The organism is Klebsiella sp. K5-45 (genome assembly GCF_030128605.1).
GTDB classification, from domain to species: Bacteria; Pseudomonadota; Gammaproteobacteria; order Enterobacterales; family Enterobacteriaceae; genus Klebsiella; species Klebsiella quasipneumoniae.
Map to the genome: position 1 here is coordinate 183660 of NZ_JAKUZW010000006.1, position 24766 is coordinate 208425.

At 59.5% G+C, this 24766-nt stretch carries 22 protein-coding genes and 1 pseudogene; 3 read left to right on the forward strand and 20 right to left on the reverse strand.

Annotated elements, in window-relative coordinates; translation table 11 throughout:
- Nucleotides 1-97: 97 nt before the first annotated feature.
- From purF to pdxB, 9 genes are all read right to left on the reverse strand, one after another.
- On the reverse strand, nucleotides 98-1615 hold the full coding sequence (gene purF, locus MKS11_RS14630; RefSeq protein ID WP_004180758.1) for an amidophosphoribosyltransferase: 1518 nt from the start codon (nucleotides 1613-1615) through the stop codon (nucleotides 98-100).
- Between the two features lie 33 nt (nucleotides 1616-1648).
- Complete coding sequence (gene cvpA, locus MKS11_RS14635) at nucleotides 1649-2137, reverse strand: colicin V production protein (protein WP_002913214.1); 489 nt, start codon at nucleotides 2135-2137, stop codon at nucleotides 1649-1651.
- 217 nt (nucleotides 2138-2354) lie between these two features.
- Nucleotides 2355-3041 carry a cell division protein DedD gene (gene dedD, locus MKS11_RS14640; RefSeq protein WP_004201770.1) on the reverse strand — a complete coding sequence of 229 codons (687 nt, stop codon included), beginning with the start codon at nucleotides 3039-3041 and terminating at the stop codon, nucleotides 2355-2357.
- A complete protein-coding gene (gene folC / locus MKS11_RS14645; protein WP_017899514.1) occupies nucleotides 3031-4299 on the reverse strand; it encodes a bifunctional tetrahydrofolate synthase/dihydrofolate synthase in 1269 nt (422 codons plus the stop codon). The genes dedD and folC overlap by 11 nt, the downstream gene beginning before the upstream one ends.
- A gap of 75 nt (nucleotides 4300-4374) precedes the next feature.
- Nucleotides 4375-5295, reverse strand: coding sequence for an acetyl-CoA carboxylase, carboxyltransferase subunit beta (accD, locus tag MKS11_RS14650; protein ID WP_004201773.1), 921 nt, complete (start codon nucleotides 5293-5295; stop codon nucleotides 4375-4377).
- A 185-nt stretch (nucleotides 5296-5480) separates the two neighbouring features.
- Nucleotides 5481-6140, reverse strand: a complete 660-nt coding sequence (locus MKS11_RS14655; protein ID WP_002913221.1) for a DedA family protein — start codon at nucleotides 6138-6140, stop codon at nucleotides 5481-5483.
- A gap of 26 nt (nucleotides 6141-6166) precedes the next feature.
- Nucleotides 6167-6979: a tRNA pseudouridine(38-40) synthase TruA gene (gene truA, locus MKS11_RS14660; protein ID WP_004201775.1), complete on the reverse strand. Its 813-nt coding sequence runs from the start codon at nucleotides 6977-6979 to the stop codon at nucleotides 6167-6169.
- A complete protein-coding gene (locus MKS11_RS14665) occupies nucleotides 6979-7992 on the reverse strand; it encodes an aspartate-semialdehyde dehydrogenase (RefSeq protein WP_004201776.1) in 1014 nt (337 codons plus the stop codon). The genes truA and MKS11_RS14665 overlap by 1 nt, the downstream gene beginning before the upstream one ends.
- A 63-nt stretch (nucleotides 7993-8055) precedes the next feature.
- On the reverse strand, nucleotides 8056-9192 hold the full coding sequence (gene pdxB, locus MKS11_RS14670; protein ID WP_284109610.1) for a 4-phosphoerythronate dehydrogenase PdxB: 1137 nt from the start codon (nucleotides 9190-9192) through the stop codon (nucleotides 8056-8058).
- 110 nt (nucleotides 9193-9302) lie between these two features.
- On the opposite strand from pdxB, the gene flk reads away from it, so the two are divergent.
- Entirely contained in the window at nucleotides 9303-10280 is a 978-nt protein-coding gene (flk, locus tag MKS11_RS14675; RefSeq protein ID WP_087771672.1) for a flagella biosynthesis regulator Flk, read from the forward strand.
- Nucleotides 10281-10366: 86 nt separating this feature from the next.
- On the opposite strand, the gene MKS11_RS14680 is transcribed toward flk, so the two are convergent.
- Together MKS11_RS14680 and fabB are read right to left on the reverse strand one after the other, a co-directional pair.
- Nucleotides 10367-11542 carry an MFS transporter gene (locus MKS11_RS14680; protein ID WP_043520214.1) on the reverse strand — a complete coding sequence of 392 codons (1176 nt, stop codon included), beginning with the start codon at nucleotides 11540-11542 and terminating at the stop codon, nucleotides 10367-10369.
- 209 nt (nucleotides 11543-11751) lie between these two features.
- Nucleotides 11752-12972 (reverse strand): beta-ketoacyl-ACP synthase I, encoded by a 1221-nt coding sequence (gene fabB / locus MKS11_RS14685; RefSeq protein WP_002913291.1) that lies wholly within the window; start codon nucleotides 12970-12972, stop codon nucleotides 11752-11754.
- Between the two features lie 158 nt (nucleotides 12973-13130).
- Between fabB and mnmC the strand changes: the two genes are divergently transcribed.
- On the forward strand, nucleotides 13131-15119 hold the full coding sequence (gene mnmC, locus MKS11_RS14690) for a bifunctional tRNA (5-methylaminomethyl-2-thiouridine)(34)-methyltransferase MnmD/FAD-dependent 5-carboxymethylaminomethyl-2-thiouridine(34) oxidoreductase MnmC (RefSeq protein WP_032456482.1): 1989 nt from the start codon (nucleotides 13131-13133) through the stop codon (nucleotides 15117-15119).
- Nucleotides 15120-15180: 61 nt separating this feature from the next.
- On the opposite strand, the gene MKS11_RS14695 is transcribed toward mnmC, so the two are convergent.
- Genes MKS11_RS14695 through prmB form a run of 6 tightly spaced genes read right to left on the reverse strand, consistent with a single transcriptional unit; the run spans nucleotide 15181 to nucleotide 19738 of the window.
- The gene (locus tag MKS11_RS14695) at nucleotides 15181-15462 is read right to left on the reverse strand and encodes a YfcL family protein (protein ID WP_017899509.1); all 282 of its coding nucleotides are present in this window, start codon (nucleotides 15460-15462) and stop codon (nucleotides 15181-15183) included.
- A 31-nt stretch (nucleotides 15463-15493) separates the two neighbouring features.
- Entirely contained in the window at nucleotides 15494-16042 is a 549-nt protein-coding gene (locus MKS11_RS14700; RefSeq protein ID WP_004201786.1) for an elongation factor P hydroxylase, read from the reverse strand.
- On the reverse strand, nucleotides 16042-16851 hold the full coding sequence (locus tag MKS11_RS14705; RefSeq protein WP_004201787.1) for a sulfite exporter TauE/SafE family protein: 810 nt from the start codon (nucleotides 16849-16851) through the stop codon (nucleotides 16042-16044). Before MKS11_RS14705 ends, MKS11_RS14700 begins: the two co-directional genes overlap by 1 nt.
- Nucleotides 16851-17675, reverse strand: a complete 825-nt coding sequence (gene mepA / locus MKS11_RS14710; RefSeq protein WP_048295254.1) for a penicillin-insensitive murein endopeptidase — start codon at nucleotides 17673-17675, stop codon at nucleotides 16851-16853. The genes MKS11_RS14705 and mepA overlap by 1 nt, the downstream gene beginning before the upstream one ends.
- 2 nt (nucleotides 17676-17677) lie before the next feature.
- Nucleotides 17678-18763, reverse strand: coding sequence for a chorismate synthase (gene aroC, locus MKS11_RS14715; protein ID WP_017899506.1), 1086 nt, complete (start codon nucleotides 18761-18763; stop codon nucleotides 17678-17680).
- Nucleotides 18764-18805: 42 nt separating this feature from the next.
- The gene (prmB, locus tag MKS11_RS14720; RefSeq protein WP_002913346.1) at nucleotides 18806-19738 is read right to left on the reverse strand and encodes a 50S ribosomal protein L3 N(5)-glutamine methyltransferase; all 933 of its coding nucleotides are present in this window, start codon (nucleotides 19736-19738) and stop codon (nucleotides 18806-18808) included.
- 167 nt (nucleotides 19739-19905) lie between these two features.
- Between prmB and smrB the strand changes: the two genes are divergently transcribed.
- Nucleotides 19906-20457 carry an endonuclease SmrB gene (smrB, locus tag MKS11_RS14725; protein WP_004201792.1) on the forward strand — a complete coding sequence of 184 codons (552 nt, stop codon included), beginning with the start codon at nucleotides 19906-19908 and terminating at the stop codon, nucleotides 20455-20457.
- A gap of 18 nt (nucleotides 20458-20475) precedes the next feature.
- On the opposite strand, the gene sixA is transcribed toward smrB, so the two are convergent.
- The 3 genes and pseudogenes from sixA to fadI form a co-directional block, all read right to left on the reverse strand.
- Entirely contained in the window at nucleotides 20476-20961 is a 486-nt protein-coding gene (sixA, locus tag MKS11_RS14730) for a phosphohistidine phosphatase SixA (protein ID WP_004201794.1), read from the reverse strand.
- 209 nt (nucleotides 20962-21170) lie between these two features.
- The gene (fadJ, locus tag MKS11_RS14735; RefSeq protein WP_087771671.1) at nucleotides 21171-23315 is read right to left on the reverse strand and encodes a fatty acid oxidation complex subunit alpha FadJ; all 2145 of its coding nucleotides are present in this window, start codon (nucleotides 23313-23315) and stop codon (nucleotides 21171-21173) included.
- Nucleotides 23315-24625: pseudogene (gene fadI, locus MKS11_RS14740) on the reverse strand (acetyl-CoA C-acyltransferase FadI). Before fadI ends, fadJ begins: the two are co-directional and overlap by 1 nt.
- Nucleotides 24626-24766: the final 141 nt, after the last annotated feature.

Sequence of the window (24766 nt, forward strand, 5' to 3'; positions counted from 1 at the left end):
GATTATAGCCGTTGGCGCAACCATTGACGCACCGTTGCCGGGCGAAAAAAAGGCCCGCCGTCCATCAGGAACGGCGGGCCCGTGACGCGTGAACGGCTTAACCCTCGTTGTGCATCTCGAGGTTTTCGACTTCGTTCTGCAGCTGAACCGCTTTGGCATCATCGTTACGCAGGGAATCGAGGTAGTCGAGGTACTGCTGGTCGACATCCCGGGTGACGTACACGCCGTTGAACACAGAACATTCAAACTGCTGAATATCCGGATTTTCCGCGCGCACCGCCTCGATCAGATCGTTGAGATCCTGGAAAATCAGGCCATCGGCGCCGATGATCTGGCGGATCTCATCCACTTCGCGGCCATGAGCGATAAGTTCGTTGGCGGTCGGCATATCGATACCGTACACGTTCGGGAAACGAATTTCCGGCGCGGCTGAGGCCAGATACACTTTTTTCGCCCCTGCTTCGCGCGCCATCTCGATGATCTGCTCCGAGGTGGTGCCGCGAACGATGGAATCGTCCACCAGCAGCACGTTCTTATCGCGGAACTCCGCACGGTTGGCGTTGAGCTTGCGGCGCACAGACTTACGACGCAGCTGCTGGCCAGGCATGATAAATGTGCGGCCGACGTAGCGGTTCTTCACGAAGCCCTGTCGATAAGGCTTGTCGAGGATGCGGGCGATCTCCAGCGCGATATCGCAGGAGGTCTCCGGGATCGGGATAACGACGTCAATATCCAGATCTTCCCACTCGCGGGCAATCTTCTCGCCCAGCTTGGTCCCCATATTAACGCGGGCGCTGTAGACGGAAATTTTGTCGATAAACGAGTCCGGACGGGCAAAATAGACGTACTCGAACAGGCACGGGTTGCTGACCGGGTTATCGGCGCACTGACGGGTAAACAGCTGGCCCTTCTCGGTAATATAAACCGCTTCGCCCGGCGCCACATCGCGCAGGAATTCAAAGCCAAGGGTGTCAAGCGCCACGCTTTCCGAGGCCACCATATACTCGGTGCGGCCATCGCCTACGTCACGTTTGCCCAGCACCAGCGGACGAATGCCGTTCGGGTCGCGGAAGGCCACCATGCCATGACCGATGATCATCGCCACGCAAGCGTACGCGCCGCGGATCAAGCGGTTGGTCGCCGCAATCGCGGCAAAGATGTTATCCGCTTCCAGTGGGTAGTGACGGAAGTTATCCAGCTCACTGGCGAAAATATTGAGGAGGATTTCGGAATCTGAGGTGGTATTGATGTGGCGGCGTTTTTCTTCAAACAGCTTTTTACGCAGCTCATGGGCGTTGGTCAGGTTGCCGTTATGCGCCAACGTGATGCCATACGGCGAGTTGACGTAAAACGGCTGCGCTTCGGAGGCGCTGGAGCTGCCCGCCGTGGGGTAACGCACGTGGCCAATCCCCATATTGCCCTGCATACGCTGCATATGGCGGGCTTCGAATACGTCGCTTACCAGCCCGTTAGCCTTACGCAACCGGAAGCAGTTGTTGGCATCAATGGTGATGATGCCAGCGGCATCCTGTCCACGGTGCTGGAGCACCGTTAGCGCATCATAAATCGACTGGTTAACCGGCATAACACCGGCGATACCGACAATACCGCACATACGTCTTTTCCTCGTTCAGCAACGACCTAAAGTCTATACTTTAGGCAAGAAACTTGACGAGCTTTGCAGGTATTCAAAAAACCATCTGATGACGGGGGTAAAATAGGGAATAAACTGCGACTGATGCCAGTCATCGCTCTTCGCCATCCCGGTAAAGGTGTCAAGGAAGAACAGAATAGCGGCGATGATCAGCACCCCACGTAGCGCGCCGAAGCAGATCCCCAATACCCTGTCGGTACCTGACAAACCGGTTTTCTCCACCAGCTGGCCTATCACATAGTTCACGATAGCGCCAACGATGAGCGTCACGATAAACAGCGCCGCAATAGCAATCCCATTTCGAACCCGTTCATCCTCAAAGCCCGTAAACCAGACAGACAGATCAGCGTAGTAGTGGCTGGCGACATAAAACGCGCAACCCCACGTGACTAACGATAAAGCTTCGCGAACGAAGCCGCGGATCAGGCTGACCAGGCAAGAAAGACCCAGCACCGCCATAATGGCGTAATCAATCCAGACCATATACGTCCCACGATTTTACGCCCTGTCGTCCAGTTCGGGGCGCATTCTAACAGAAAAAGAAAACGTTTGCGTAGGGATTTCCTTGCCCTACAGAAATAAAAATGGCGCTGAAAAAACATTCAACGCCAGACTGTCTTTCGCCTCTTCAGGGCGGCTGAGACAGGGTTTACGGGGCGTTTAGCCCCGCCGCGTTCTTTCCGCATCGCGGAAAAAACAATCAGTTCGGGGTGAAGCCCATCACTACCCCGCTGAGCCCGGAGATCTGTTGCAGATCGCCCAGCTGGCCCTTGAGCTTGTCTTTTGACGCATCCGGCCCGACGAGGATACGGGTAATTTTACCCTGTACCGGCGTCGAAGGCGACGTATACACTTTGAAGCCCGACGCCCGCAGTTTACCAACGATCTCGTTCACCTTATCGGCGTTCTTCAACGCGCCCAGCTGAACCACATAGGCTTTGCCGGTCGGCGCCGGCAGGGCCGCCTGCTGCTGCGGTTGTTGCTGCTGTGGCTTAGCAGGCGGTGGCGTTGGCGTCGCGGCCTGCTGTTGCGGCTGCGGCTTCGGCTGAGGTTTAGGCTGGGGTTTCGCGGCCACTACCGGCTCCTGAACGTCATCGAAGCTGTTGCTGTTCACCGGGATACGCGACGGATCTAACGATGGCGCGGCGGCATCGCCCGCCCGCACCTCTTCCGCCGCCCCTTCCGGCGGCTGCGAAGGCAGCGCCTGAGTCGCCGCCGGCAGCATATCCGGTTCATCACGATCGCCCGGTTTCGGCACCAGCGGGATCGCGGCAAACTCATCCTGGTAATGCTTTTTCTGCCCGTCCAGCAGCCCTGGCAGGATAATCACCCCCAGCGCCACCAGCACGATTGTCCCGACTAAACGGTTCTGAAACTTACTCGCCACCGATTCTCCCCGCGTCTATCTCTTCCATAACCTGTGCGACCGTGTGAAACGAACCACACACCAGCACGGTATCTTCCACTTTAGCGTCAGCCATGGCCGCATGCCACGCCTGCGCCACGCTGCTATAGACTGTGCCGCCACGCAAATGTTCCACCAGCTGCTCCGCCGTCGCCCCGCGCGGCCCTTCCAGCGGCGCGCAGTACCAGGCGTCGACTTCCGGGGCCAGATTGGCCAACGTGCCGGCAATGTCCTTATCATGCAGCATACCAATAACCGCCAGCACGCGTCCCGTTTTCGCTAACGTTTTGAGACGCCCGGCGAGATAAGCCGCCGCGTGCGGGTTATGCGCCACATCGAGGATCACCCGCGGGGCGTCGCTGATTATCTGAAAGCGTCCCGGCAGCATCGCGTCGCGGATCCCCGCGCGCAGGATAGCGTCATCCACGGCAAGTCCGCTGGCGCGCAGCGCCGCCACGGCCGTGGCGGCGTTAGGCAACGGCACCTGAGGCAGAGGCAGGCGGCTTAACGCCCCGCCCGCGTCGCGGAAAGACCATGTCTCGCCTTCCACCTCATAGCGCCAGTCGACGCCGCGGCGCTGGAGCAGGGCGCCCTTCTCGCTCGCCACTTCAGCAATGGTGTGCGGCATATCCGGCTCCCCTACTACCGCCGGTTTTCCGGCACGGAAGATACCGGCTTTCTCCCGGCCGATACTTTCGCGATCCGGTCCCAGCCAGTCGGTATGATCGAGAGCGATGCTGGTAACCACGGCGACATCGGCATCCACGATATTAGTGGCGTCGAGACGGCCGCCGAGCCCCACCTCCAGGATCACCACATCCAGCTGCGCCTGCTTAAACAACCATAGCGCAGAGAGCGTGCCGTACTCAAAGTAGGTCAGCGAGATGTCGCCCCGCGCCGCTTCAATCTCCGCAAACGAGGCCGTATGCGCCGCCTCCGGCAGTTCCGCTCCCTGAATGCGCACGCGTTCGGTGTAACGCACCAGATGCGGAGAGCTGTAGACCCCCACTTTATAGCCGGCCGCCATCAGGACGGTTTCCAGCGTGCGGCAGGTGGTGCCTTTGCCATTGGTACCCGCGACCGTAAAGACGAACGGCGCCGGTTTGACGATATCCATCTGCCGCGCGACCTCGCTGACGCGCGCCAGCCCCAGGTCGATGGTTTTACTGTGCAGATGTTCCAGATAAGAAAGCCACGTAGCCAGGGGCGACGTGGCCTGAGGAATAGGATCTTTTTCCATGATGCCCGCAAGAATTGACGGTTAACGCGTATGAATAAAAAAGGGCAGCGCCGCCAGGCCCTGCCCTCTGCTTTATCAGGCCTCGGGTTCCTGATCCGGTGCCGGCGGCACCACCACGCCTTCATGAGGCGTTTCCGAAGCGGCAACCGGCGCCGGCAGGTTCATCAGCTTCGCCAGAATGCTGGCCAGCTTGAGACGCATTTCCGGACGGCGAACGATCATATCGATCGCCCCTTTTTCAATCAGGAACTCACTGCGCTGGAATCCCGGCGGCAGCTTCTCACGTACGGTCTGCTCAATGACGCGAGGACCGGCAAAGCCGATCAGCGCTTTCGGCTCGGCAATGTTCAGGTCACCCAGCATCGCAAAGCTCGCCGATACGCCGCCCATGGTCGGGTCGGTCAGCACAGAGATGTACGGTAATCCGCGCTCCTGCATTTTCGCCAGCGCCGCGGAGGTTTTCGCCATCTGCATCAGCGACATCAGCGCTTCCTGCATACGGGCGCCACCGGAGGCGGAGAAGCAGATCAGCGGGCAGTTATCTTCCAGCGCCTGCTCCACCGCGCGCACAAAGCGTGCGCCAACGACGGAACCCATCGATCCCCCCATAAAGGAGAACTCAAAGGCGGCGGCCACAACCGGCATCGCGTAGAGCGTACCTTTCATTACCACCAGCGCGTCTTTCTCGCCCGTCTCTTTTTGAGCGGACGCCAGGCGGTCTTTGTATTTTTTTGAATCGCGGAACTTCAGCACATCTTTTGGCTCAAGTTCGCTTCCCAGTTCCACCAGAGAACCTTCATCCAACAGGCTATGCAGGCGATTACGCGCCGACATGCGCATATGGTGATCGCACTTAGGACAAACCTCCAGGTTGCGCTCCAGCTCGGCGCGGTAGAGTACCTGACCGCAGCTGTCGCACTTGGTCCATACACCCTCAGGAATGCTCGCCTTGCGGGTGGGAGTGATGTTGCTTTTAATTCGTTCAATCCAGCTCATTGATAACCTTTCTGCCTGAACCTGGTCGATGCCAGTTTTGTCGTAAGGGGCGCATAATGCCATTTTTGCCTCTTACAGACCATGAATGTTGCACATTAAATCATATCATCCCGGAACATGGGATAAAAAAGTGGTCAAACCGCTGCGCGTGACGCTCTGCACCGTCACGCGCAACACAGGCTAAACTACTTCGCCTGCTTCGCCGCCGCCCGCTTATGGCGAATAATCTCAATCACGCCCGGCAGGACGGAAAGCACGATGATCGCCACGATCAGCAGCTTAAGGTTCTCCTGCACCACCGGCAGATCGCCAAACAGATAGCCGGCGTAGGTGAACAGCAGCACCCACAGCAGCGCCCCGACGACGTTATAGGCCGCAAAATGACGATAGGACATATGCCCCATTCCCGCCACAAACGGCGCGAAGGTTCGGACTATCGGCACAAAGCGCGCGAGGATAATGGTTTTTCCGCCGTGACGTTCGTAGAAGCTATGGGTTTTATCCAGATAGCTGCGACGGAAAATCTTCGAGTTCGGATTGCTGAACAGCTTTTCGCCGAACAGCCGGCCAATGGTGTAGTTGACCGCATCGCCGACGATAGCCGCGATAACCATCAGCAATACCATCAGATGGACATTAAGATCGTTGGTGGGCAGGGCCGAGAGCGCGCCCGCGACGAACAGCAGGGAATCTCCCGGCAGAAACGGCGTCACCACCAGCCCGGTTTCGCAGAACAGAATCAAAAACAGAATGGCATAAACCCAGACGCCGTACTGGGCGACCAGCTCGGCCAGGTGCACATCAATATGCAGGATGAAATCAATTAAAAAGTGAATCAAGTCCATGTTTGTCTTTACCCTTAATGACCCTATTAGTCCGCCAGAAACAGCGGGCCCATTGGCAGCACCGGTAAATCATAATGGGCCGGGTAATCCACCGACACCAGATACAACCCTTCCGCTTTTGCCGTTGCCGCAGCGAGCGTCCTGTCTTTTGCTGCCAGCAGTTCTGCCATCCAGCTCTCCGGCTGGTTTCCGGCCCCGATTTCCATCAGGCTGCCCACAATATTCCTGACCATATGATGTACAAAGGCATTCGCTTTGATATCCACCACCACATAAGCGCCGTAACGGGTAACGTTAATGTGCATCACGTTGCGCCACGGGGTTCGCGACTGGCACTGCACTGCGCGAAACGAGGTAAAGTCATTCTCCCCCAGCAGACACTGCGCGGCGCGCTGCATGCGCGCGGCGTCGAGCGGCTGGTGAAAATGCGTGACGCCATGACTCAATACCGCCGGACGCAGGCGATGATTATAGATGACGTAACGATAGCGGCGCGCCGTGGCGCTGAACCGGGCATGAAAATCCGCCGGTACATGTTTGACCCAACGCACCGCAATGTCACCAGGTAAATTCGCATTTACCCCCAGCGTCCAGGCGGCATCTTTACGCTGCGCCCGGGTTTCGAAATGCACCACCTGGCCGGTGCCATGGACACCGGCGTCGGTGCGGCCGGCGCAAAAGACGGTAATCGGTTCGTTCGCCACCTGCGAGAGCGCCTTTTCCAGCTTCTCCTGCACGCTGCGCACTTCGTTTTGCCGCTGCCAGCCGTAATATTTGCTACCGTCGTACTCGATGCCCAGCGCGATTTTACAGACCGGCTGTTGCTCCATCTCAGACATCAGTACAGGTACTCCTCAATCAGCTTCTCGGCGATCTTCACCGCCATCAGCGCGCCGCCGAAGCGGACGTTATCCGCCACCGACCAGAACTGGACCTGCTCCGGCATGCCGTAGTCATTATGCACGCAGCCGATGGAGAGACGGGCGTTACCGGAGGCGTCGCCAACCTGAGTGGGGAATTCGCCCTCTTCAGACAGTTCGATCTCCTCGCCGCGGGTAAAGGCGTCACGCGCCTCTTCCGCCGCCAGCGGACGCATCGCTTCAAAGTTCACCATCTGCGCATGGCCGTAGAAGACCGGCGACTGGACGACGCTGGCGGAGATCATCAGCCCGTCATCCTGCAGAATTTTGCGCGCTTCATCGACGATACGGCGCTCTTCGCGCACGCTACCTTCACGATCCGGCAGCAGCGGCAGCATGTTGAACGCCAGCTGGCGGCCAAAGAAATCGTCTTCATCGATGGGGATGCCGTTCAACAGCTTGGCGCTCTGCCCTGCCAGCGCATCCACCGCTTTTTTCCCCTGCCCTGAGGCGGAGAGCAGGTTAGTGACGCTAATGCGCGACAGTCCACCCTGATCGATAAGCGGCTTGAGCGCCGTCAGCAGCTGGCTGGTCAGACTGTTGGGCACCGCAATCAGATTGCGGTTGCGGTAATCGCCTAACACAAACGGGTTCACGTCCGGCACCACCAGCGGTACGTCCGGCTCCAGCGCAAACAGGCCGCTGAGATCGATAACCAGACACCCGGCGTTTGTCGCATCTTCGACATACGCCGCACTGGCTTCTGCGCCTGCGGCAAAGAAAGCCAGCTGGGCCTGGGTCCAGTCAAACTCGGCGGCGTCCTTGACGATCACCGACTTGCCACCAAAACGCAGATGTTCGCCCGCGCTTTCATTGCGCGCCAGAGCAAAAATCTCCCCCACCGGGAACTGGCGTTCAGCAAGAGTTTCGAGCAGGGCTTCGCCTACGGCGCCCGTTGCGCCCAGTACGGCAATATTCCAGCCTTCAGACATGGTGGTTTACTCCAGAAATAAAGCGGCCCTGCCGGAGTATCCGGCAGGGGCATTAAGAAGACATTAACGAACAGGATGATGCACGGCGTTAAAACCGAGCTGGCGCAACAGGGCCGCCGCCTGCTCATCGCTGCACTGCACGTACAGCGAAGACCATTCGCGACGTTCCTGATAATTTTTACGCAGCTTGTCGAATTCACCGGCGACGCCCGCCACCTTCCGCAGCGGCGCATCATCGCGGCGCACATCATACACCAAATGAACCAGTCTTTTCAGCGTCGGCTGATCGAGCGGGCCATGCAGGGTGATGCGGCCAAACTCCGGGGCCGGCAACAGGGTATCCAGCGCCACCTGCTGCGGATGGCCGATAAAGGCGCTATAGGCTTCGAACACCTGCGTCGTCCCGCGCGCCTTCCCTTCAAGGGTATAGCCGGCGATATGCGCCGTGCCGATATCCACTCGCTTAAGAAGCTCTACGTTGAGATCCGGCTCCGGCTCCCAAACGTCCAGCACCACGCTCAGGGACTGACCGGCTTCCAGCCGTTTCAGCAATGCAGCGTTATCCACCACCGGCCCGCGGCAGGCGTTGATCAAAATCGTTCCGGGCTTAAGGCGGCTAATCAGCGCCTCATCCGCCAGATGCAGGGTTTTATATTGCCCTTCTTTATACAGCGGGGTATGGAAGGTGATGACATCAGCTTGCTGGACCAGATCGTCGAGGGAGCGGAAGTCGCCTTCGTCGCCGCGGTCGGCACGCGGGGGATCGCAAAGCAGGGTTTTGATACCCAACGCCTCCAGGCGCTTTTGCAGCCGCCCGCCGACGTTACCGACGCCGACGATCCCGACGGTGCGATCGCGCAGCGCGAAGCCGTCACGTTCGGCCAGCATCAGCAGCGCTGAAAAGACATACTCCACCACCGCGATAGCGTTGCAGCCGGGCGCCGCGGAGAAACCAATCCCCGCCTGCTGCAGCCACGCCTGATCGACATGATCGGTGCCTGCGGTCGCGGTGCCGACGAACCTGATGGCCTTGCCGGCAAGCAATGCTTCATTGACCCGGGTGACCGAGCGCACCATTAAGGCATCCGCATCGCTCAGGGCATCGGCCGGAACCGGGCGGCCCGGGATCGCCTGCACGTCGCCTAAACGGCTAAAAAGCTCACGGGCATAGGGCATATTTTCATCAACGAGGATTTTCACAGTTCAGTACCTGTCTGAGAACGAGAGTTAACCGGGGAAGTGTGCCATAATCTGGCCGCCAGGCATACTCATCACCTGGTTCCAGTACCGCGATATCGAAAGGATGAATCATGACGCACCCCCTTGCAGATATGCCAGACCGTCCTCCTGGGCGAGGCCCATCAGGCACTGCCGCCACCGGCGAACCTTCGCTTTCCATGCAGCAACGCACCGTCCTGGAGCGATTGATCACGCGCCTGGTGGCGCTGACCTCGCAGCAGAATGCGGAAGTGTGGGCCTGCGTCAAACATGATCTCGGACTAAAAGGCGACACGCCCCTGCTGGCCCGCCATTTCAGCGCCGCAGAGGCCAGTCTCAACCAGCGCTTAGCCGCCGCGCAGGACAATCATCATCATCGCCAGACCCTGGCGCAGCTCAGCGATCTGCTCGGCCAGGGCAATAACCGTCAGGCGGTGAGCGATTATATTCGTCAGCATTATGGGCAAACGGCGCTGCATGCCCTCAGCCAGACGCAACTGGAGCACATTCTGCATCTGCTGCAGCGTGGTCAGCTGTCTATCCCGCAGCCGCAGCAGCGCCCGCCGACCCTCCGCCCGCTGTTGCCAGCCGAGCACAACACGCTCAATCAGCTGGTGACGAAGCTGGCGGCCGCCACCGGCGAACCAAGCAAGCTGATTTGGCAGTCCATGCTGGAACTTTGCGGCGTCAAGTCAGGGGAGCTGATCCCGGCGACGCACTTCACGCCGCTTTCCTACTGGCTACAGGCGCGGCAGACCCTCAGCGCGCAAACCGCGCCGACGCTGACCTCACTGCAGGGGGCGCTCAAGCAGCCGCTTGAGACCGCAGAGTGGCAGAAGATTGTCGACTTTGCCCGTCGCAACTGGCAGGTTACGCCGCAGACCACGCTGAGCCCGGCGCAGATCCTGGCGCTGTTGAACAAGGTGTTTGTGCTGCGGGTAGCCCGCGCCCAGGAGACGCTGGCGATCCCGCAGGAGGAGCCCGTGACCCGGCGGACATGGGCCGCTAAGCCCTGGCAGCTGGCGCTGGGAGCGGTTGTCCTGCTCCTGATGCTGTGGCTCCTGCTGTAGCCCAGCAGGCACAGGTGGCGTTTACGGCTCCCTTTCATGCCAAACGCCACGGTGTTGACTACAGCGGTTTCAGGCCGGACAACAACCTAGCGGCGAAATGAGATGAGGGTGACGAGGATCCCCAGCGCCGCGCAGAGGGCGCCGGCAAGAAATACCGACGAGTAGCCCAGCGAAGTGGCCAGTAGACCGGTCAGCGGCCCGGTCAGGCCATAAGAGATATCCTGAAAGGCCGCATAGCCGCCGAGCGCAGTGCCGCGCACCTGCGCCGGGACGCGCTTCACCACCTCCACGCCAAGCGACGGGAAAATAAGCGAACAGCCGCATCCGGTCAGCGCCGCGCCGGCCAGCGCTACCCAGACGCCCGACGCCAGCCCCAGCAGCGTCAGACCGACCGCCTCTATCAGCAGCGAGACCATCGCCACTTTAACGCCGCCAAACCGATCCGGCATCCAGCCGAACAGCACCCGCATCAGCACAAAAGCGCCGCCAAACGCCGTCAGGGTAAAGCCGGCCATCGGCCAGTGATGGCTGGCAAAATAGAGGGAGACGAAGGTGCCGATCACCGCAAAGCCGACGCCCTGCAGGCCCAGACCAATCCCCGGCCGCCAGATCATGCCGATGACGCTCCACAGTGAAGGCCGCTCGCCTCCGTGCGCCGCCACTTTGCGCACCGTCCCGTTGATGAGCCAGGCGACGAGCGGCAGTGTCATGGTGACGCAGGCGAGGACCGCCACGCCAAAATGGCTATATATTAACAATCCCAGCGGGGCGCCCACCGCCAGCGAACCGTACATCGCCATGCCGTTCCATGACATCACTTTGCCGGAGCGGGCCGGCCCCACCAGGCCCATCCCCCAGCTCAGGTTGCCGGTCAGCAGCTGGCTTTCGCCAAACCCGAGGATCAGGCGGCCCAGCAGCAACAGGCCCAGCTTCGCGAACACCGGCAGCGGCAGCAGCGCAGCGGCCAGCCAGGCCGCACCGGCCAGGGCGCAGGCCAGCATCCCCTGCAGGACGGAACGTTTGGCGCCGTACTGGTCTGCCAGACGCCCGGCGTAGCCGCGGGTCAGAACGGTGGCGAGGAACTGGATCCCCACCGCCACGCCGACCACAGTGTTACCAAATCCCAGCTCCTGATGGACAAATAGCGGGATCACCGGTAGCGGCAAACCGACGGTCATATAGGTCAAAAAGACGGCGAATGTAATGCGAAAAAGCGAAAAATTCGCGGAAGAATGAGATGTTGTTTCAGTGACTGCGGACATGCATTACTCCAGATTCGCAGAGTAAGGCGAGCAAAGCGACACGCCCCCTCCACCTGACTATCAGGGTTAAGGCGCGTTGGTTGACGTTAAACGCTTACGCATTAGTGGAGAGACTAATGGATTCGCCAGCAGTGTGCCTGCGGGACCTTACCCTGTCAAGATGACAAAAAAGGGGAGCCGGTGGCTCCCCTCAGTGCATCGCGTGCTGATTAGGCGTTGTATTTACGCATCACCAGCGTGGCGTTGGTGCCGCCGAAGCCGAAGCTGTTGGACATCACGGTGGTCAGCTTAGCGTCAGTCGGTTTGGTGACGATGTTCAGGCCGGCTGCCTGCTCGTCCAGCTCTTCGACGTTGATGCTCGGCGCGATAAAGCCGTGCTCCAGCATCAGCAGGGAGTAGATAGCTTCCTGTACGCCCGCCGCGCCCAGCGAGTGGCCGGTCATCGCTTTGGTCGCCGAGATAGCCGGGCTGTTATCGCCGAACACTTCGCGGATCGCGCCCAGCTCTTTCACGTCGCCGACCGGCGTGGAGGTGCCGTGAGAGTTCAGGTAGTCGATCGGGGTATCCACGCCGTGCATCGCCATCTGCATACAGCGCACTGCGCCTTCACCCGATGGAGCTACCATGTCTGCGCCATCGGAGGTTGCGCCATAGCCGACGATTTCGGCATAGATGTGCGCGCCGCGCGCCAGAGCATGTTCCAGCTCTTCCACCACGACCATACCGCCGCCGCCGGCGATAACGAAGCCGTCACGGTTGGCGTCATAGGTGCGGGAGGCTTTTTCTGGAGTGTCGTTGTATTTGGTGGACAGCGCGCCCATGGCGTCAAACTCGCAGGCCATTTCCCAGCACAGCTCTTCGCCGCCGCCGGCAAAGACGATATCCTGTTTGCCCAGCTGAATCTGCTCTACCGCATTACCGATGCAGTGTGCGGAAGTGGCGCAGGCGGAGCTGATGGAGTAGTTAACGCCGTGGATTTTAAACGGCGTGGCGAGGCAGGCAGAAACGCCGGAAGCCATCGCTTTGGTGACCACATACGGACCCACGGCTTTCAGACCACGCGGGCTACGCATGGCATCAGCGCCGAAGACCTGGAATTTCGGGGAGCCGCCGCCGGAGCCTGCGATCAGGCCGACACGCGGGTTATTCTGGTATGCTTCCGGCGCCAGACCTGCGTCGGCAACGGCCTGTTCCATGGACAGGTAAGCATAGATGGAGGCGTCGCTCATGAAGCGCACTACTTTGCGGTCAATGAGGCCAGTGGTATCCAGTTTGACGTTGCCCCATACGTGGCTGCGCATCCCTGAATCTTTAAGCTCCTGAGAGAAAGTGATCCCTGAACGTCCTTCACGCAGAGATGCCAGGACTTCCTGCTGGTTATTACCGATGCTGGAAACGATGCCCAAGCCAGTAATCACTGCACGTTTCATTAAATACCTCTGTAAGTCTAACTATTTTAAGTTTCGTGTCGCACAATAGCGTACACTTGTACGCCGAACAAGTCCGATCAGACATTTTGTGTATAAATTTGCGCCCTCAGGCACACATCGCTAAGATCGCGCTACGCCTTGTGATTCGAGTAACTTACGTGAAACAAAACGCTATACAACCCGCCAACCTGGAATTCAATGCTGAGGGTACACCTGTTTCCCGAGATTTCGACGATGTTTACTTTTCCAATGACAACGGTCTGGAAGAGACGCGCTACGTCTTTCTCGGCGGAAATCGCCTGCCGGAGCGCTTCTCCAGCCACCCTCGCCCGCTGTTGATCGTCGCGGAGAGCGGCTTCGGCACCGGGCTCAATTTCCTCACCCTCTGGCAGGCGTTTGACGTTTTTGTTCGCGATAACCCGGACGTTACCCTGCAAAGGTTACATTTCATCAGTTTTGAGAAATATCCGCTGAAGGCGGAAGATCTCCGCCTGGCGCACCAGCGCTGGCCAGAGCTGGCCCCATGGGCAGAACAGCTGCAGGCGCAATGGCCTTCGGCCTTCGCCGGGTGCCATCGTCTGCTGCTCGACGGCGGACGGGTGACGCTCGATCTGTGGTTTGGCGATATCAACGAGCTGACCAGAGAGCTGGATGATTCGCTGAATCAGCAGGTGGACGCCTGGTTTCTCGACGGCTTTGCCCCGGCGAAAAATCCCGACATGTGGACCCAGGATCTGTTCAATGCCATGGCGCGCCTGGCGCGTCCCGGCGGAACGCTGGCCACTTTTACCTCCGCCGGTTTTGTCCGCCGCGGCCTGCAGGAAGCCGGATTTACCCTGCGTAAAACCAAAGGCTTCGGCCGCAAACGGGAGATGCTGACCGGCGAGATGGCGCAAACGCTGGCCTTTCCGGCGCGCGCGCCCTGGTTCGCCCGCCGCGGCAGCGAGGCCCGCGAAGCGGCCATCGTCGGCGGCGGTATCGCCAGCGCCCTGCTCTCCCTGGCGCTGCTGCGTCGCGGCTGGCAGGTGACCCTCTACTGCGCGGACGACGCCCCGGCGCAGGGCGCCTCCGGTAATCGCCAGGGCGCGCTCTACCCGCTGTTAAGCCAGCACGATCCGGCGCTGGCGCGCTTTTTCCCGGCCGCCTTTACCTTCGCCCGCCGCACCTACGACGCGCTGCCGGTGCTGTTCGATCATCAATGGTGCGGGGTCACCCAGCTTGGCTGGGATGAAAAAAGCGCGCACAAAATCGCCCAGATGCTGGCCCTGGAGTTGCCCCCTGATATCGCCTGCGCGGTGACGGCGGATCAGGCCGCGGAGCTGACCGGCGTCGAGACCGGCTGCGGCGGCATAACCTATCCGGCCGGCGGTTGGCTGTGCCCACAGCAGCTCACCGCCGAGCTGCTGGCGCTGGCGGCGACTCGCGGTCTGCACGTGCATTATGGTTATCAGGTCGAGACGCTGAGTGCGGAAGGCGATGGCTGGCTGCTCAACCACCAGCGCTATCATCAGGCGGTCGTGCTGGCCAACGGCCACCGCATCGCGGATTTTGCGCAAACCGCGCCGTTGCCCGTCTATCCCGTGGGTGGCCAGGTCAGCCATATACCCACCACCCCGCGGCTTTCCGCCTTGCGCCAGGTGCTGTGCTACGACGGCTACCTGACGCCGCAGAATCCGCAAAACCAGCAGCATTGTATTGGCGCCAGCTACCATCGCGGCAAAACCGACACCACCTTCAGCGAAGAAGATCAGCAGCACAACCGGCAACGGCTGGTCGACTGCTTCCCGGGCGCGGAGTGGCCGCAGGACGTGGATATCAGCGCCAGTGACGCCCGCTGCGGCGTGCGCTGCGCCACCCGCGATCATCTGCCGATGGTCGGCAACGTCCCGGACTATGCGGCGACATTGACGCAATACGCCAACCTCCACGAACGGCAGGATAGCGCCGGTAGCGCGCCGGTCTTTCATAACCTGTTTATGCTTGGCGCCCTCGGATCGCGAGGCATTTGCACCGCGCCGTTAAGCGCTGAGATACTGGCGGCGCAGATGAGCGCTGAACCGCTGCCGCTGGATAGCGACACCCTGGCGGCGCTGAATCCGAATCGGCTATGGGTGAGAAAACTGCTGAAGGGAAAAGCGGTGAAATAAAACCATGAGGGCAGGCAATTTCCCGGGTACGGCTGACGCCTGACCCGGGCTACAACATGGCTCAGGCCTGATTTTTTGCCTGCAGATACAGGTTTTCCCACATGCCCTGCACCAGAATTTGGTCCGGCGGCGACAGCTCGCCAGCGCCGATGGCTTTCTCCAGGCTATGGCTGACTTTGCTGTGTATCGCTTCAGCTGAATGCTCGCCCTCACCTTCCAGCTCAGCCACCGCCAGCGTCAGGTGGCCGCGCAGATAACCGCCGGCAAACAGTTCATCATCACTGGCGTGGTCTACCATGTTGTCAATCAGCGCCAGAATGCGTGATTCAAACTCCGCGATCATCGTCTTACCTCTTGTCATGTAATGTGTGGCCTTAGTGCAGGTCTTCCGGCCACGGAAAGTGTTCTGCCGTCAATGGCGGCGTTTGATAATAGTGTTGTAGTGCGCGTATAAGACGCGCCGGACGTTCGGGGATCCCTTGTTCAAGCAGAGTCATCACCTGGGCATGTACCCGGCGCTGAAAGGCGATGCGATCGGGTTCGACGTCACCTTCCAGATTGTCACAGCTGACGTTAAACGGAAATCCCGCCGCTACGCAGAACAGCCACTCCAGGGCCTGCGGTTTCACCTCGACGTCCTCAAACTGGCTTTGGGTCATTGCATCGCGACCGTCCGGGCAGTACCAGTAGCCAAAATCCACCTGTTCGCGGCGAGCCTTGCCGGCGATACACCAGTGGGAGATCTCGTGCAGGGCGCTGGCAAAAAAACCGTGCGCGAAGACGATACGGTGATATGGCGTGCCATCGTCTGCCGGAAGGTAGATCGGCTCATCGTCGCCTTTCACCAGGCGAGTATTAAAATCTGCGGCAAAGCAGCTATCGAAGAGATCGATCAGCTGCTGATAATGGTGTTGCTGTTGCATTAATGAATTCCCAACCACTGCAAAATTTCAGCCCCGTGGCTGTCGTAGAGAAGCTTCGCGCTCATCACCGCCGAGACGATAACGATCATCGGTCGGATCAGCGATTGCCCTTTACTCAGCACCAGTCGGGAGCCGGCGCGGGCGCCAATAAACTGTCCGGCCATCATCACAAAGCCGGTAGCCCAGATAACCTTCCCGCCGATAATAAACAGCAGCAGGCCGCCGACGTTCGAGGTGGCGTTGAGCAGTTTGGCGTGGGCCGTCGACTTCGCCAGGTTAAACCCGGCGAGGGTGACAAACGCCAGCGCATAAAACGAACCGGCGCCGGGGCCGAAAAAACCGTCGTAAAACCCGACGCTGCCGCCGGCGACCAGCGCAAACGGAAGACCGTAGAGCCGACGCTGCCGGTCCGCTTCGCCCAGTTTCGGCATCAGCAGAAAATAGAGACCGATGCCGATCACGAGCAACGGCAGGATCTGCTTAAGAATATCGGACTGCACGTGCTGGACCAGCAGCGCGCCGGCGGTTGAACCGATAAAGGTCATCAGAATATTCAGCTTCTGATCGGCGAGATTGACCACCTTGCGCCGGACAAAGTAGAGGGTCGCCGACAGCGATCCGCCGCAGGCCTGCAGCTTATTGGTCGCCAGCGCCTGGGCCGGCGGCATGCCTGCCGCCATAAGCGCCGGCACGGTCAGTAAGCCCCCGCCCCCGGCCAGTGAATCAATAAAACCGGCCAGGATGGCGACAAAAAAAAGCACCACCAGCACCAGCGGCGATACGGAAAACAACTCGATAAAACTATCCATTACAGCACATGCTCATCCAGTAGCGCCTGGCAGGAAGGCGGCAACGGCGGCGGCGTCTTCTTCACAGGTGGGGTAGACCCGGGTTTAGGTGGCTCGAACCAGCTCTGCAGCTCCGCTCCGCAGCCATCACCGGCCGGCGGTGGCGCCTGATCTTCGCACTCCAGGCTGCCTGCCGGGCAGCGCAGACGGACGTGCATATGGGCGCGATGCTGGAACCAGGGACGAACTTTGCGCAGCCACTGGCGGTCGCTTCCCGCGTCCAGGCACAGCTGCTGTTTAATCGCCGGGTTGACGAAGATGCGGGTCACCTCGCTATCTTCCGCCGCCAGCTTGATCAGCTGGCTGATTTGCGGACTCCACAGCGACGGTACCACGCGTTTGCCATCGCTGGCGACCAGATCCAGGGCCTGCGGCTTCAGCAGCTGGGACGATGTCCAGCGCGTCTGCGGCAGCTGGAGGAAGATATCGACATCGAGGCCCGTCTGATGGCTGGCGTGGCCGCCGTTAAAACGGCCGCCTGCCGGCATCCCCATGTCGCCAATCAGCACGGTCCCCATGCCTTTATTGTGCACCTGATTGCTCAGGCGCTGAATAAACTGAATCAGATCCGGATGACCGAAGTAGCGCCGCTGATCGGTACGCATCACCTGATAGCCGACAGCGTTCAGCGGCAGCGCCTCGGCGCCAACGATACAGCCATTGGAGAACGCGCCAATCGACTGCGCGCTGCCGCCGATAGGCTGGGATATCTTCTGCCATGGCGTGGCGGCCAGGCTGCTGGCGCTGGCCAGCAGCGCCAACAGGGCGATAACGGTGTTTTTCATGGTTACCAGCGTGGAATTGTCGTCGTCACGTCGCCATTCTGCGCGCGCTGACGCATAAAATGATCCATTAAAACGATCGCCAGCATGGCCTCAGCGATCGGTACGGCGCGAATGCCGACGCACGGATCGTGACGCCCTTTGGTGATCATCTCCACCTCTTCGCCAAAGCGGTTAATGGTATGACCGGGAACGGTAATACTGGAGGTCGGCTTCAGCGCGATGTTGGCAACGATCTGCTGACCGCTGCTGATGCCGCCAAGAATGCCGCCAGCGTGGTTGCTCTGGAATCCGGCTTTGGTGATCTCATCGCGGTTTTCGCTGCCGCGCAGCTTCACCACCTCGAAACCGTCGCCAATCTCCACGCCTTTCACGGCGTTGATGCTCATCAGCGCATGGGCGATATCGGCGTCAAGGCGGTCAAAGACCGGCTCGCCAAGGCCCGGCGGTACGCCGTCGGCGACGACGGTAACTTTGGCGCCAATGGAGTCGCCCTCTTTTTTCAGACCGCGCATCAGTTCATCGAGAGCGTCGATTTTCTCCGGATCCGGGCAGAAGAAGGGATTCTGTTCAACCTGTTCCCAGTCCTTAATGGCCAGCGGAATGTCGCCCATCTGCGTCAGGCAACCGCGAATGACGATGCCGAACTTCGCGGCGAGGAATTTTTTGGCAATCGCCCCGGCCGCCACGCGCATCGCGGTTTCGCGGGCGGAGGAGCGACCGCCGCCACGATAGTCGCGTAGACCATACTTTTGTTCGTAGGTGTAATCCGCATGGCCAGGACGAAACAGATCTTTGATCGCGCCGTAATCCTGCGAACGCTGATCGGTGTTCTCAATCAGCAGCCCGATACTGGTCCCGGTGGTGACGCCTTCGAAGACGCCGGAGAGGATTTTGACCTGATCCGGCTCGCGACGCTGCGTGGTGTAACGCGAGGTGCCCGGGCGACGACGATCGAGGTCGTGCTGCAGATCGGCTTCGGTCAGCGGAATGCCCGGCGGCACACCATCAACGATGCAGCCAAGCGCCAGGCCGTGCGACTCGCCGAAGGTGGTGACGCGAAAGAGTTGTCCAATTGTATTTCCTGCCATCACGGCTCCATTATTTGTCGTTATGTTGGCGTGTTGTTTTTTTTAGTCTTTATAAATACCGAAGTGCGCGCGAGCGTCAATCAGCTGTTGTTTGGTCAGCATAAAGACGCCGTCGCCGCCGTTATCAAACTCAAGCCAGGTAAACGGCACGTCCGGATACTGCTCCATCAGATGTACCATGCTGTTACCGACTTCACAAATCAGAATGCCGTCGTCGCTGAGATAATCCGGCGCATTGCCGAGGATGCGGCGCGTCAGCTTCAGGCCATCGCTTCCGGAGGCCAGACCCAGAACCGGCTCATGCTCATACTCTTCCGGCAGGTCGGCCATGTCCTCTTCATCGACATACGGCGGATTAGTGACGATCAGATCGTACTGTAGCTTCGGCAGATCGCGAAACAGGTCGGAACGGATCGGGGTCACGTGATGGATCAGGCCATGGGATTCCACGTTGTGCTCGGCGACGGCCAGCGCGTCCGGGGAGATATCCACGGCGTCGACTTCGGCTTCCGGGAAGGCATAGGCGCAGGCGATGGCGATGCAGCCGCTGCCGGTGCACATATCAAGGATATGCTGCGGCTTATGGTTAATTAGACCGGCAAACTGGTTATTGATCAGTTCGCCGATCGGGGAGCGCGGCACCAGCACCCGCTCATCAACGTAAAACTCATGGCCGCAGAACCACGCTTTGTTGGTCAGATAGGCGACGGGAATACGCTCGTTCACGCGGCGAATCACCCGCTCTACAATGCGGTGTTTCTCGCTGGAGGTCAGGCGCGCAGTGCGCATATCTTCCGGGATATCCAGCGGCAGATACAGCGAAGGCAGCACCAGCTGTACCGCCTCGTCCCACGGGTTGTCAGTCCCGTGACCGTACCAGATATTAGCAGCGCTGAAACGGCTTACCGCCCAGCGCAGCATGTCCTGAATGGTATGCAGCTCATTGACTGCCTCATCAACAAAAATTTTATCCACGACATCCTCCAGGGCACACTCTGCTATAAATTCGGCGGCTAGTGTGCCATGAAGACGGCGATAAATCAGCATTCTTGCGTAGGGTGGCGGGGGAAAAAACAGGTTTTCCTTGCCCGAAGGGATATTGAGTCGGGTAAACTAGCGCAAAGTATTAATGAGAGCGGACAATGAAAAAGAAGACATCGCTTAGCGAGGAGGATCAGGCGCTGTTCCGTCAGCTGATGACCGGCACGCGGAAGATCAAACAGGACACCATCGTGCACCGCCCGCAGCGCAAGAAAATCACCGAGGTTGCCCCTAAGCGTCTGTTGCAGGAACAGGCCGACAACAGCCACTATTTTTCCGATGAGTTTCAGCCGCTACTGAATACCGAAGGCTCGACGAAATATGTCCGCGCCGACGTCAGCCATTTTGAGCTGAAAAAGCTGCGCCGTGGGGATTATTCGCCGGAACTGTTTCTCGATTTGCATGGGCTCACCCAGCAGCAGGCCAAACAGGAACTGGGCGCGCTGATTGCCGCCTGCCGCCGCGAGCATGTGTTTTGCGCCTGCGTGATGCACGGGCACGGCAAGCACATTCTCAAACAGCAAACCCCGCTGTGGCTGGCGCAGCATCCACACATTATGGCTTTTCATCAGGCGCCAAAAGAGTACGGCGGTGACGCCGCACTGCTGATTCTGATTGAGGTCGAGGAGTGGCAACCACCGGAGCTGCCTTGACGGCGAGCTCCGGGGCCGTCAGATGGCGTTGGCCATTTTGAGGTTGCAGGGGCTTTTCTGCCAGAGGTATTCACCCTTGCCGTCGGCGTCCAGATTGACGCAGGCGATAGCCGAGGTGGTGAACATCGGGGGCGTTTCCCCCGGGCACAGCTCTGAGACGAGGTACCCCACCAGCGGCAGGTGGGAGACGACCAGCGCCGTCGCCACGCCTTCATTTGCCAGCGCCTGCAGATAGGCGCTCACCATACCTACATCGCCGCACGGCGTGAGTTCCGGCATCACGTCGACATGTTTCGGCAGGTTCATGCACTCCCCAACAATATCCAGCGTCTGTTCCGCACGCAGATAGGGACTGACAAGAACGCGCTCAATATCCACTTTTTGACCTTTCAGCCAGGTTGCCATCTGACGAGACTCATCACAACCGCATACGGTTAATGGACGAACCGAGTCGCTGGCTGCATCGAGGGCAGCGTCGCCGTGACGCATAATAAAAACTTGCATATTGCACCGCTTTTGTTAACCAGAAGCACCGAAGTTTAGCCTGCGAAGACAATACGCAGGCAACCCGGTGGCCGGGCATTGTGCCTGATCCATTCAACGAATGAAACGCTGTTTTTTACCTCAATGGCGTAAGTATAGTCAATGATTGTTTACAAAACAGCCAATCAACAGCGTCATCCGCAGCCGGATTTACCTTCTTTGACCACAACTTAGGTCAGCCATTCATCCGCTGGCCAAAAGGTGGTCCCCTGTTCGGCCATGCGTAACAAAGTGTCACAGGGTGTAAAACGTGGGCCGTACTGGGCGGCCAGGCGCTGCAGGATCGCGGCAACTTCACCCGCGCCGATAGTATCCATATACCGGAACGGGCCGCCAAGAAATGGCGGAAACCCTATACCAAATACGGCGCCGATATCACCATCGCGCGCGCTACGGATGATCTGCTCATCAAAGCAGCGCGCCGCCTCGTTAAGCATCAGCATCACACAGCGCTCGGCCACCTGCTGCGCGGACAACCGCGACTGCGGGCGGTCGATGCCCAGCAGCGGATAGACTGCCGGGTCGGGCCGTTTTTTGCTTTTACGCCCTTTTATCTCATAAAGATAGAAACCACGATTATTTTTTCTACCTTTGCGATCGTCCTTCAAAATCGCGTCAATGATGTTTGCAGGCGGGCTAAAACGTTCTCCAAAGGCATTCTCCAGTACGGGAATAATTTTGGTGCCGGTATCGATACCCACCTCATCCAGCAGTTGAACCGGTCCCACCGGAAAACCGAATTTCACCAGGGCCTTATCAATCACCTCAACCGGTTCTCCCTCCACCAGCAGACGCATCGCTTCATTTATATACGGCGCGAGAATGCGGTTCACATAGAAGCCCGCTTTGTCCGCCACGACGATCGGCGTTTTTCCCTGACGTTTAGCCAGTTGCACCACCGTGGCAATGGTCCGCGGATCGGTTCCCTTATGCGGGATCACCTCAACCAGCGGCATTTTCTCCACCGGACTGAAAAAGTGCAGGCCGACCACCCGCTCAGGGTGGCTGGCATGGGCAGCTATATCGCCTATCGGTAACGACGACGTATTCGAGGCAAAGATAGTCTGCGGCCCGCCGTTTTGCTCCACTTCACTGACCATCCGCTGTTTCAGCGCCAGGTCTTCGAATACCGCCTCAATCACCACGTCGCGATGGGCAAAGCCCTGATAGTCGGTAGTGCCTGTGATCAGCGCCAGCTGACGATCGCGCTCGCTGGGGCGCAGTCGGCGCTGGCGAACCTGTTTGTTCAGCAGATCCCAGCTGTACTTTAAGGCGTGGTTGATCCCGCTCGGCTGAATATCTTTAATTCGCACCGGCAGTCCGCCTTTACAGGCGGTCACATAGGCGATCCCCCCGCCCATCAGGCCGCCGCCCAGGACTGCAACGCTTCTCAGCGGAGCGGGTTCCGCCTCAGCGCCACGGTCTTTTTTCAGATCGGTACTGGCAAAGAAGATCGATCGCAGCGCCTGCGACTGCGGGGTCATCGCCAGTTCGCCAAACGCGCGGGCCTCTTCGGCGTAACCGCTGCTGCAGCCGTGGGCCAGACCATTCTCGACGACCTGCAAAATTCGCTTCACCGCCGGGTAGTTGCCCTGGGTCTTGCGCTGCGTTTGCTTGCCGACGTACTGAAATAACAGATGGCGACCGAGGGGGCCCGCCAGCACGCGTTCGCGAACCGGCACCTCGCGGCTGGTCGGGCGTCCCTTCAGCGCCAGCTCCACCGCCGCCTGCAGTAAAATTGTCTGCGGCACCACCTCGTCCACCAGACCGGCCTTCAGCGCCTGGCGCGGCCGTAATTGCCTGCCGGTGAGCATCATATCCAGCGCCGTGCTGACGCCGATTAGCCGCGGTAAACGCTGCGTCCCACCGGAACCCGGCAGCAGACCAAGCTGTACCTCCGGCAACCCGAGTCGGGTTTTTTCGTCATCGCTACAGATGCGGCCATGGCAGGCCAGCGCCAGCTCCAGTCCGCCGCCCAGACAGGCGCCATGGATGGCGGCAATGACCGGAATCGACAAGCCATGGATTTCGGCCATAATCTGCTGCCCCTGGCGCGCCAGCGCTTCCGCCTCCTGCGCGCTGCGGCAGCGGGTAATCATGTTGATGTCTGCGCCGGCGATAAAGTTATCGGCTTTGGCGGAGATAAATACCACGCCGCGCACCGACTTATCGTCGCGTATCTGGCGTATCAGTCCCCGCACCTGATTGCCGAACTCGGCCTTCAGGGTATTCATTTTTTTACCCGGAGCATCAATGGTGATCACCGCGATTTTGTCCTCACGGACCTCAAGCTTAAAAGCGGAAACAGTATCCATTATTCAGCCTCCACAATCATCGCCGCGCCCAGACCGCCTGCCGCGCAGGCCGTCACCAGACCAAATCCCCCTCCCCGTCGCCGCAGCTCATGCAGCGTCTGGGTGATCATCCGCGCGCCGGTGGCGGCAAAGGGGTGACCGTAGGCGATAGAGCCGCCGAGGACGTTAAATTTACTCTCATCCACCTCACCGGTGGCCTGCGCGCGGCCCAGCACCTCGCGGGAAAAGCGGTCGCTTGCCAGACACTGGAGATTGGCCAGCGTCTGCGCGGCGAAAGCTTCGTGCATATCGATAAGCGTGAGATCCGCCAGCGTCAGGCCAGCGCGCTCCAGCGCCAGCGGCGTGGACCATGCGGGCCCCAGCAGCATATCCTGCCAGACATCGATGGCGGTAAAGGCATAGCTGCGCAGATAACCCAACGGCGTCAGACCCAGCTCTTTGGCCCGCGACTCGGTCATCAGGATCACCGCCGCCGCGCCATCCGTCAGCGGCGTGCTGTTGGCGGCGGTAACGGTGCCATGTTTACGGTCGAAGGCCGGACGTAACTTTTGGTAATCCGCGAGGGTTGAATTTTTACGGATATTGTTATCCTGCTCCAGCGGTTAGCGGAAGGGAGAAGCATAGGCGGTCATCACCTCTGCGGACAGCTTGCCCTCCTCCCAGGCTTTCGCTGCCAGCTGGTGTGAACGATGTGCCAGCGCATCCTGTTGTTCCCGGGTGATCCCCCAGCTTTTCGCCATATGCTCGGCGGTATCGCCCATCCGTAAGCCGGTTGAATATTCAGCAACCGCCGGGGGAACCGGCAGCAGGTCGCGCGGCCGCAGGCGGGAAAACAGCTTCAGTTTCTGGCTCAGCGTGCGGGCTTTGTTCGCATCTACCAGCGCGCGGGCCAGCGTTTTGCTGACGCCGATAGGCAACACAGAGGAGGAGTCGGCACCGCCGGCGATACCGGCGCGGATGGTGCCGGCCATCAGGCTTTCGGCGACATTCGCCACGGCCTGGAAGCTGGTGGCGCAGGCGCGACTGACACTGTAAGCGTCGGTGTGCACGCTCATTCCGGTACCGAGCACAATTTCCCGGGCGATATTCGGCGCCTCCGGCATCTGCACGACCTGACCAAAGACCAGTTGCTCAATGGCTTGCGCAGGAATGTCGCTGCGCGCCAGCATTTCGCCAACCACCATTTTTCCTAAATCAACGGCGGGAATGCCATGAAATGCCGTCGCCTGACGCGCAAACGGCGTGCGTAACCCTGTGACAATGGCAATGCGATCGCCCTGCCGGGTGATAAGCGGTAATGCCTGACTCATAACTCTCCCCTGTTAACCAAGACAAACAAGTGGTCTGACCTGATAGCATTGTTAACTAATTTTTTACATTAAGCCAATCGGGGAAGCGAAAAATTGCGAGCCAAAACACATTGAACGGAAAAGATAACGCCCCTTTCACGG

Coding starts and splice junctions, on each gene's coding strand:
- purF (WP_004180758.1), bottom strand. CDS start 1,615: ATGTGCGGTATTGTCGGTATCGCCGGTGTTATGCCGGTTAACCAGTCG.
- cvpA (WP_002913214.1), bottom strand. CDS start 2,137: ATGGTCTGGATTGATTACGCCATTATGGCGGTGCTGGGTCTTTCTTGC.
- folC (WP_017899514.1), bottom strand. CDS start 4,299: ATGGAAAAAGATCCTATTCCTCAGGCCACGTCGCCCCTGGCTACGTGG.
- accD (WP_004201773.1), bottom strand. CDS start 5,295: ATGAGCTGGATTGAACGAATTAAAAGCAACATCACTCCCACCCGCAAG.
- MKS11_RS14655 (WP_002913221.1), bottom strand. CDS start 6,140: ATGGACTTGATTCACTTTTTAATTGATTTCATCCTGCATATTGATGTG.
- truA (WP_004201775.1), bottom strand. CDS start 6,979: ATGTCTGAGATGGAGCAACAGCCGGTCTGTAAAATCGCGCTGGGCATC.
- MKS11_RS14665 (WP_004201776.1), bottom strand. CDS start 7,992: ATGTCTGAAGGCTGGAATATTGCCGTACTGGGCGCAACGGGCGCCGTA.
- flk (WP_087771672.1), top strand. CDS start 9,303: ATGACGCACCCCCTTGCAGATATGCCAGACCGTCCTCCTGGGCGAGGC.
- MKS11_RS14680 (WP_043520214.1), bottom strand. CDS start 11,542: ATGTCCGCAGTCACTGAAACAACATCTCATTCTTCCGCGAATTTTTCG.
- fabB (WP_002913291.1), bottom strand. CDS start 12,972: ATGAAACGTGCAGTGATTACTGGCTTGGGCATCGTTTCCAGCATCGGT.
- MKS11_RS14695 (WP_017899509.1), bottom strand. CDS start 15,462: ATGATCGCGGAGTTTGAATCACGCATTCTGGCGCTGATTGACAACATG.
- MKS11_RS14700 (WP_004201786.1), bottom strand. CDS start 16,042: ATGCAACAGCAACACCATTATCAGCAGCTGATCGATCTCTTCGATAGC.
- MKS11_RS14705 (WP_004201787.1), bottom strand. CDS start 16,851: ATGGATAGTTTTATCGAGTTGTTTTCCGTATCGCCGCTGGTGCTGGTG.
- mepA (WP_048295254.1), bottom strand. CDS start 17,675: ATGAAAAACACCGTTATCGCCCTGTTGGCGCTGCTGGCCAGCGCCAGC.
- aroC (WP_017899506.1), bottom strand. CDS start 18,763: ATGGCAGGAAATACAATTGGACAACTCTTTCGCGTCACCACCTTCGGC.
- smrB (WP_004201792.1), top strand. CDS start 19,906: ATGAAAAAGAAGACATCGCTTAGCGAGGAGGATCAGGCGCTGTTCCGT.
- sixA (WP_004201794.1), bottom strand. CDS start 20,961: ATGCAAGTTTTTATTATGCGTCACGGCGACGCTGCCCTCGATGCAGCC.
- fadJ (WP_087771671.1), bottom strand. CDS start 23,315: ATGGATACTGTTTCCGCTTTTAAGCTTGAGGTCCGTGAGGACAAAATC.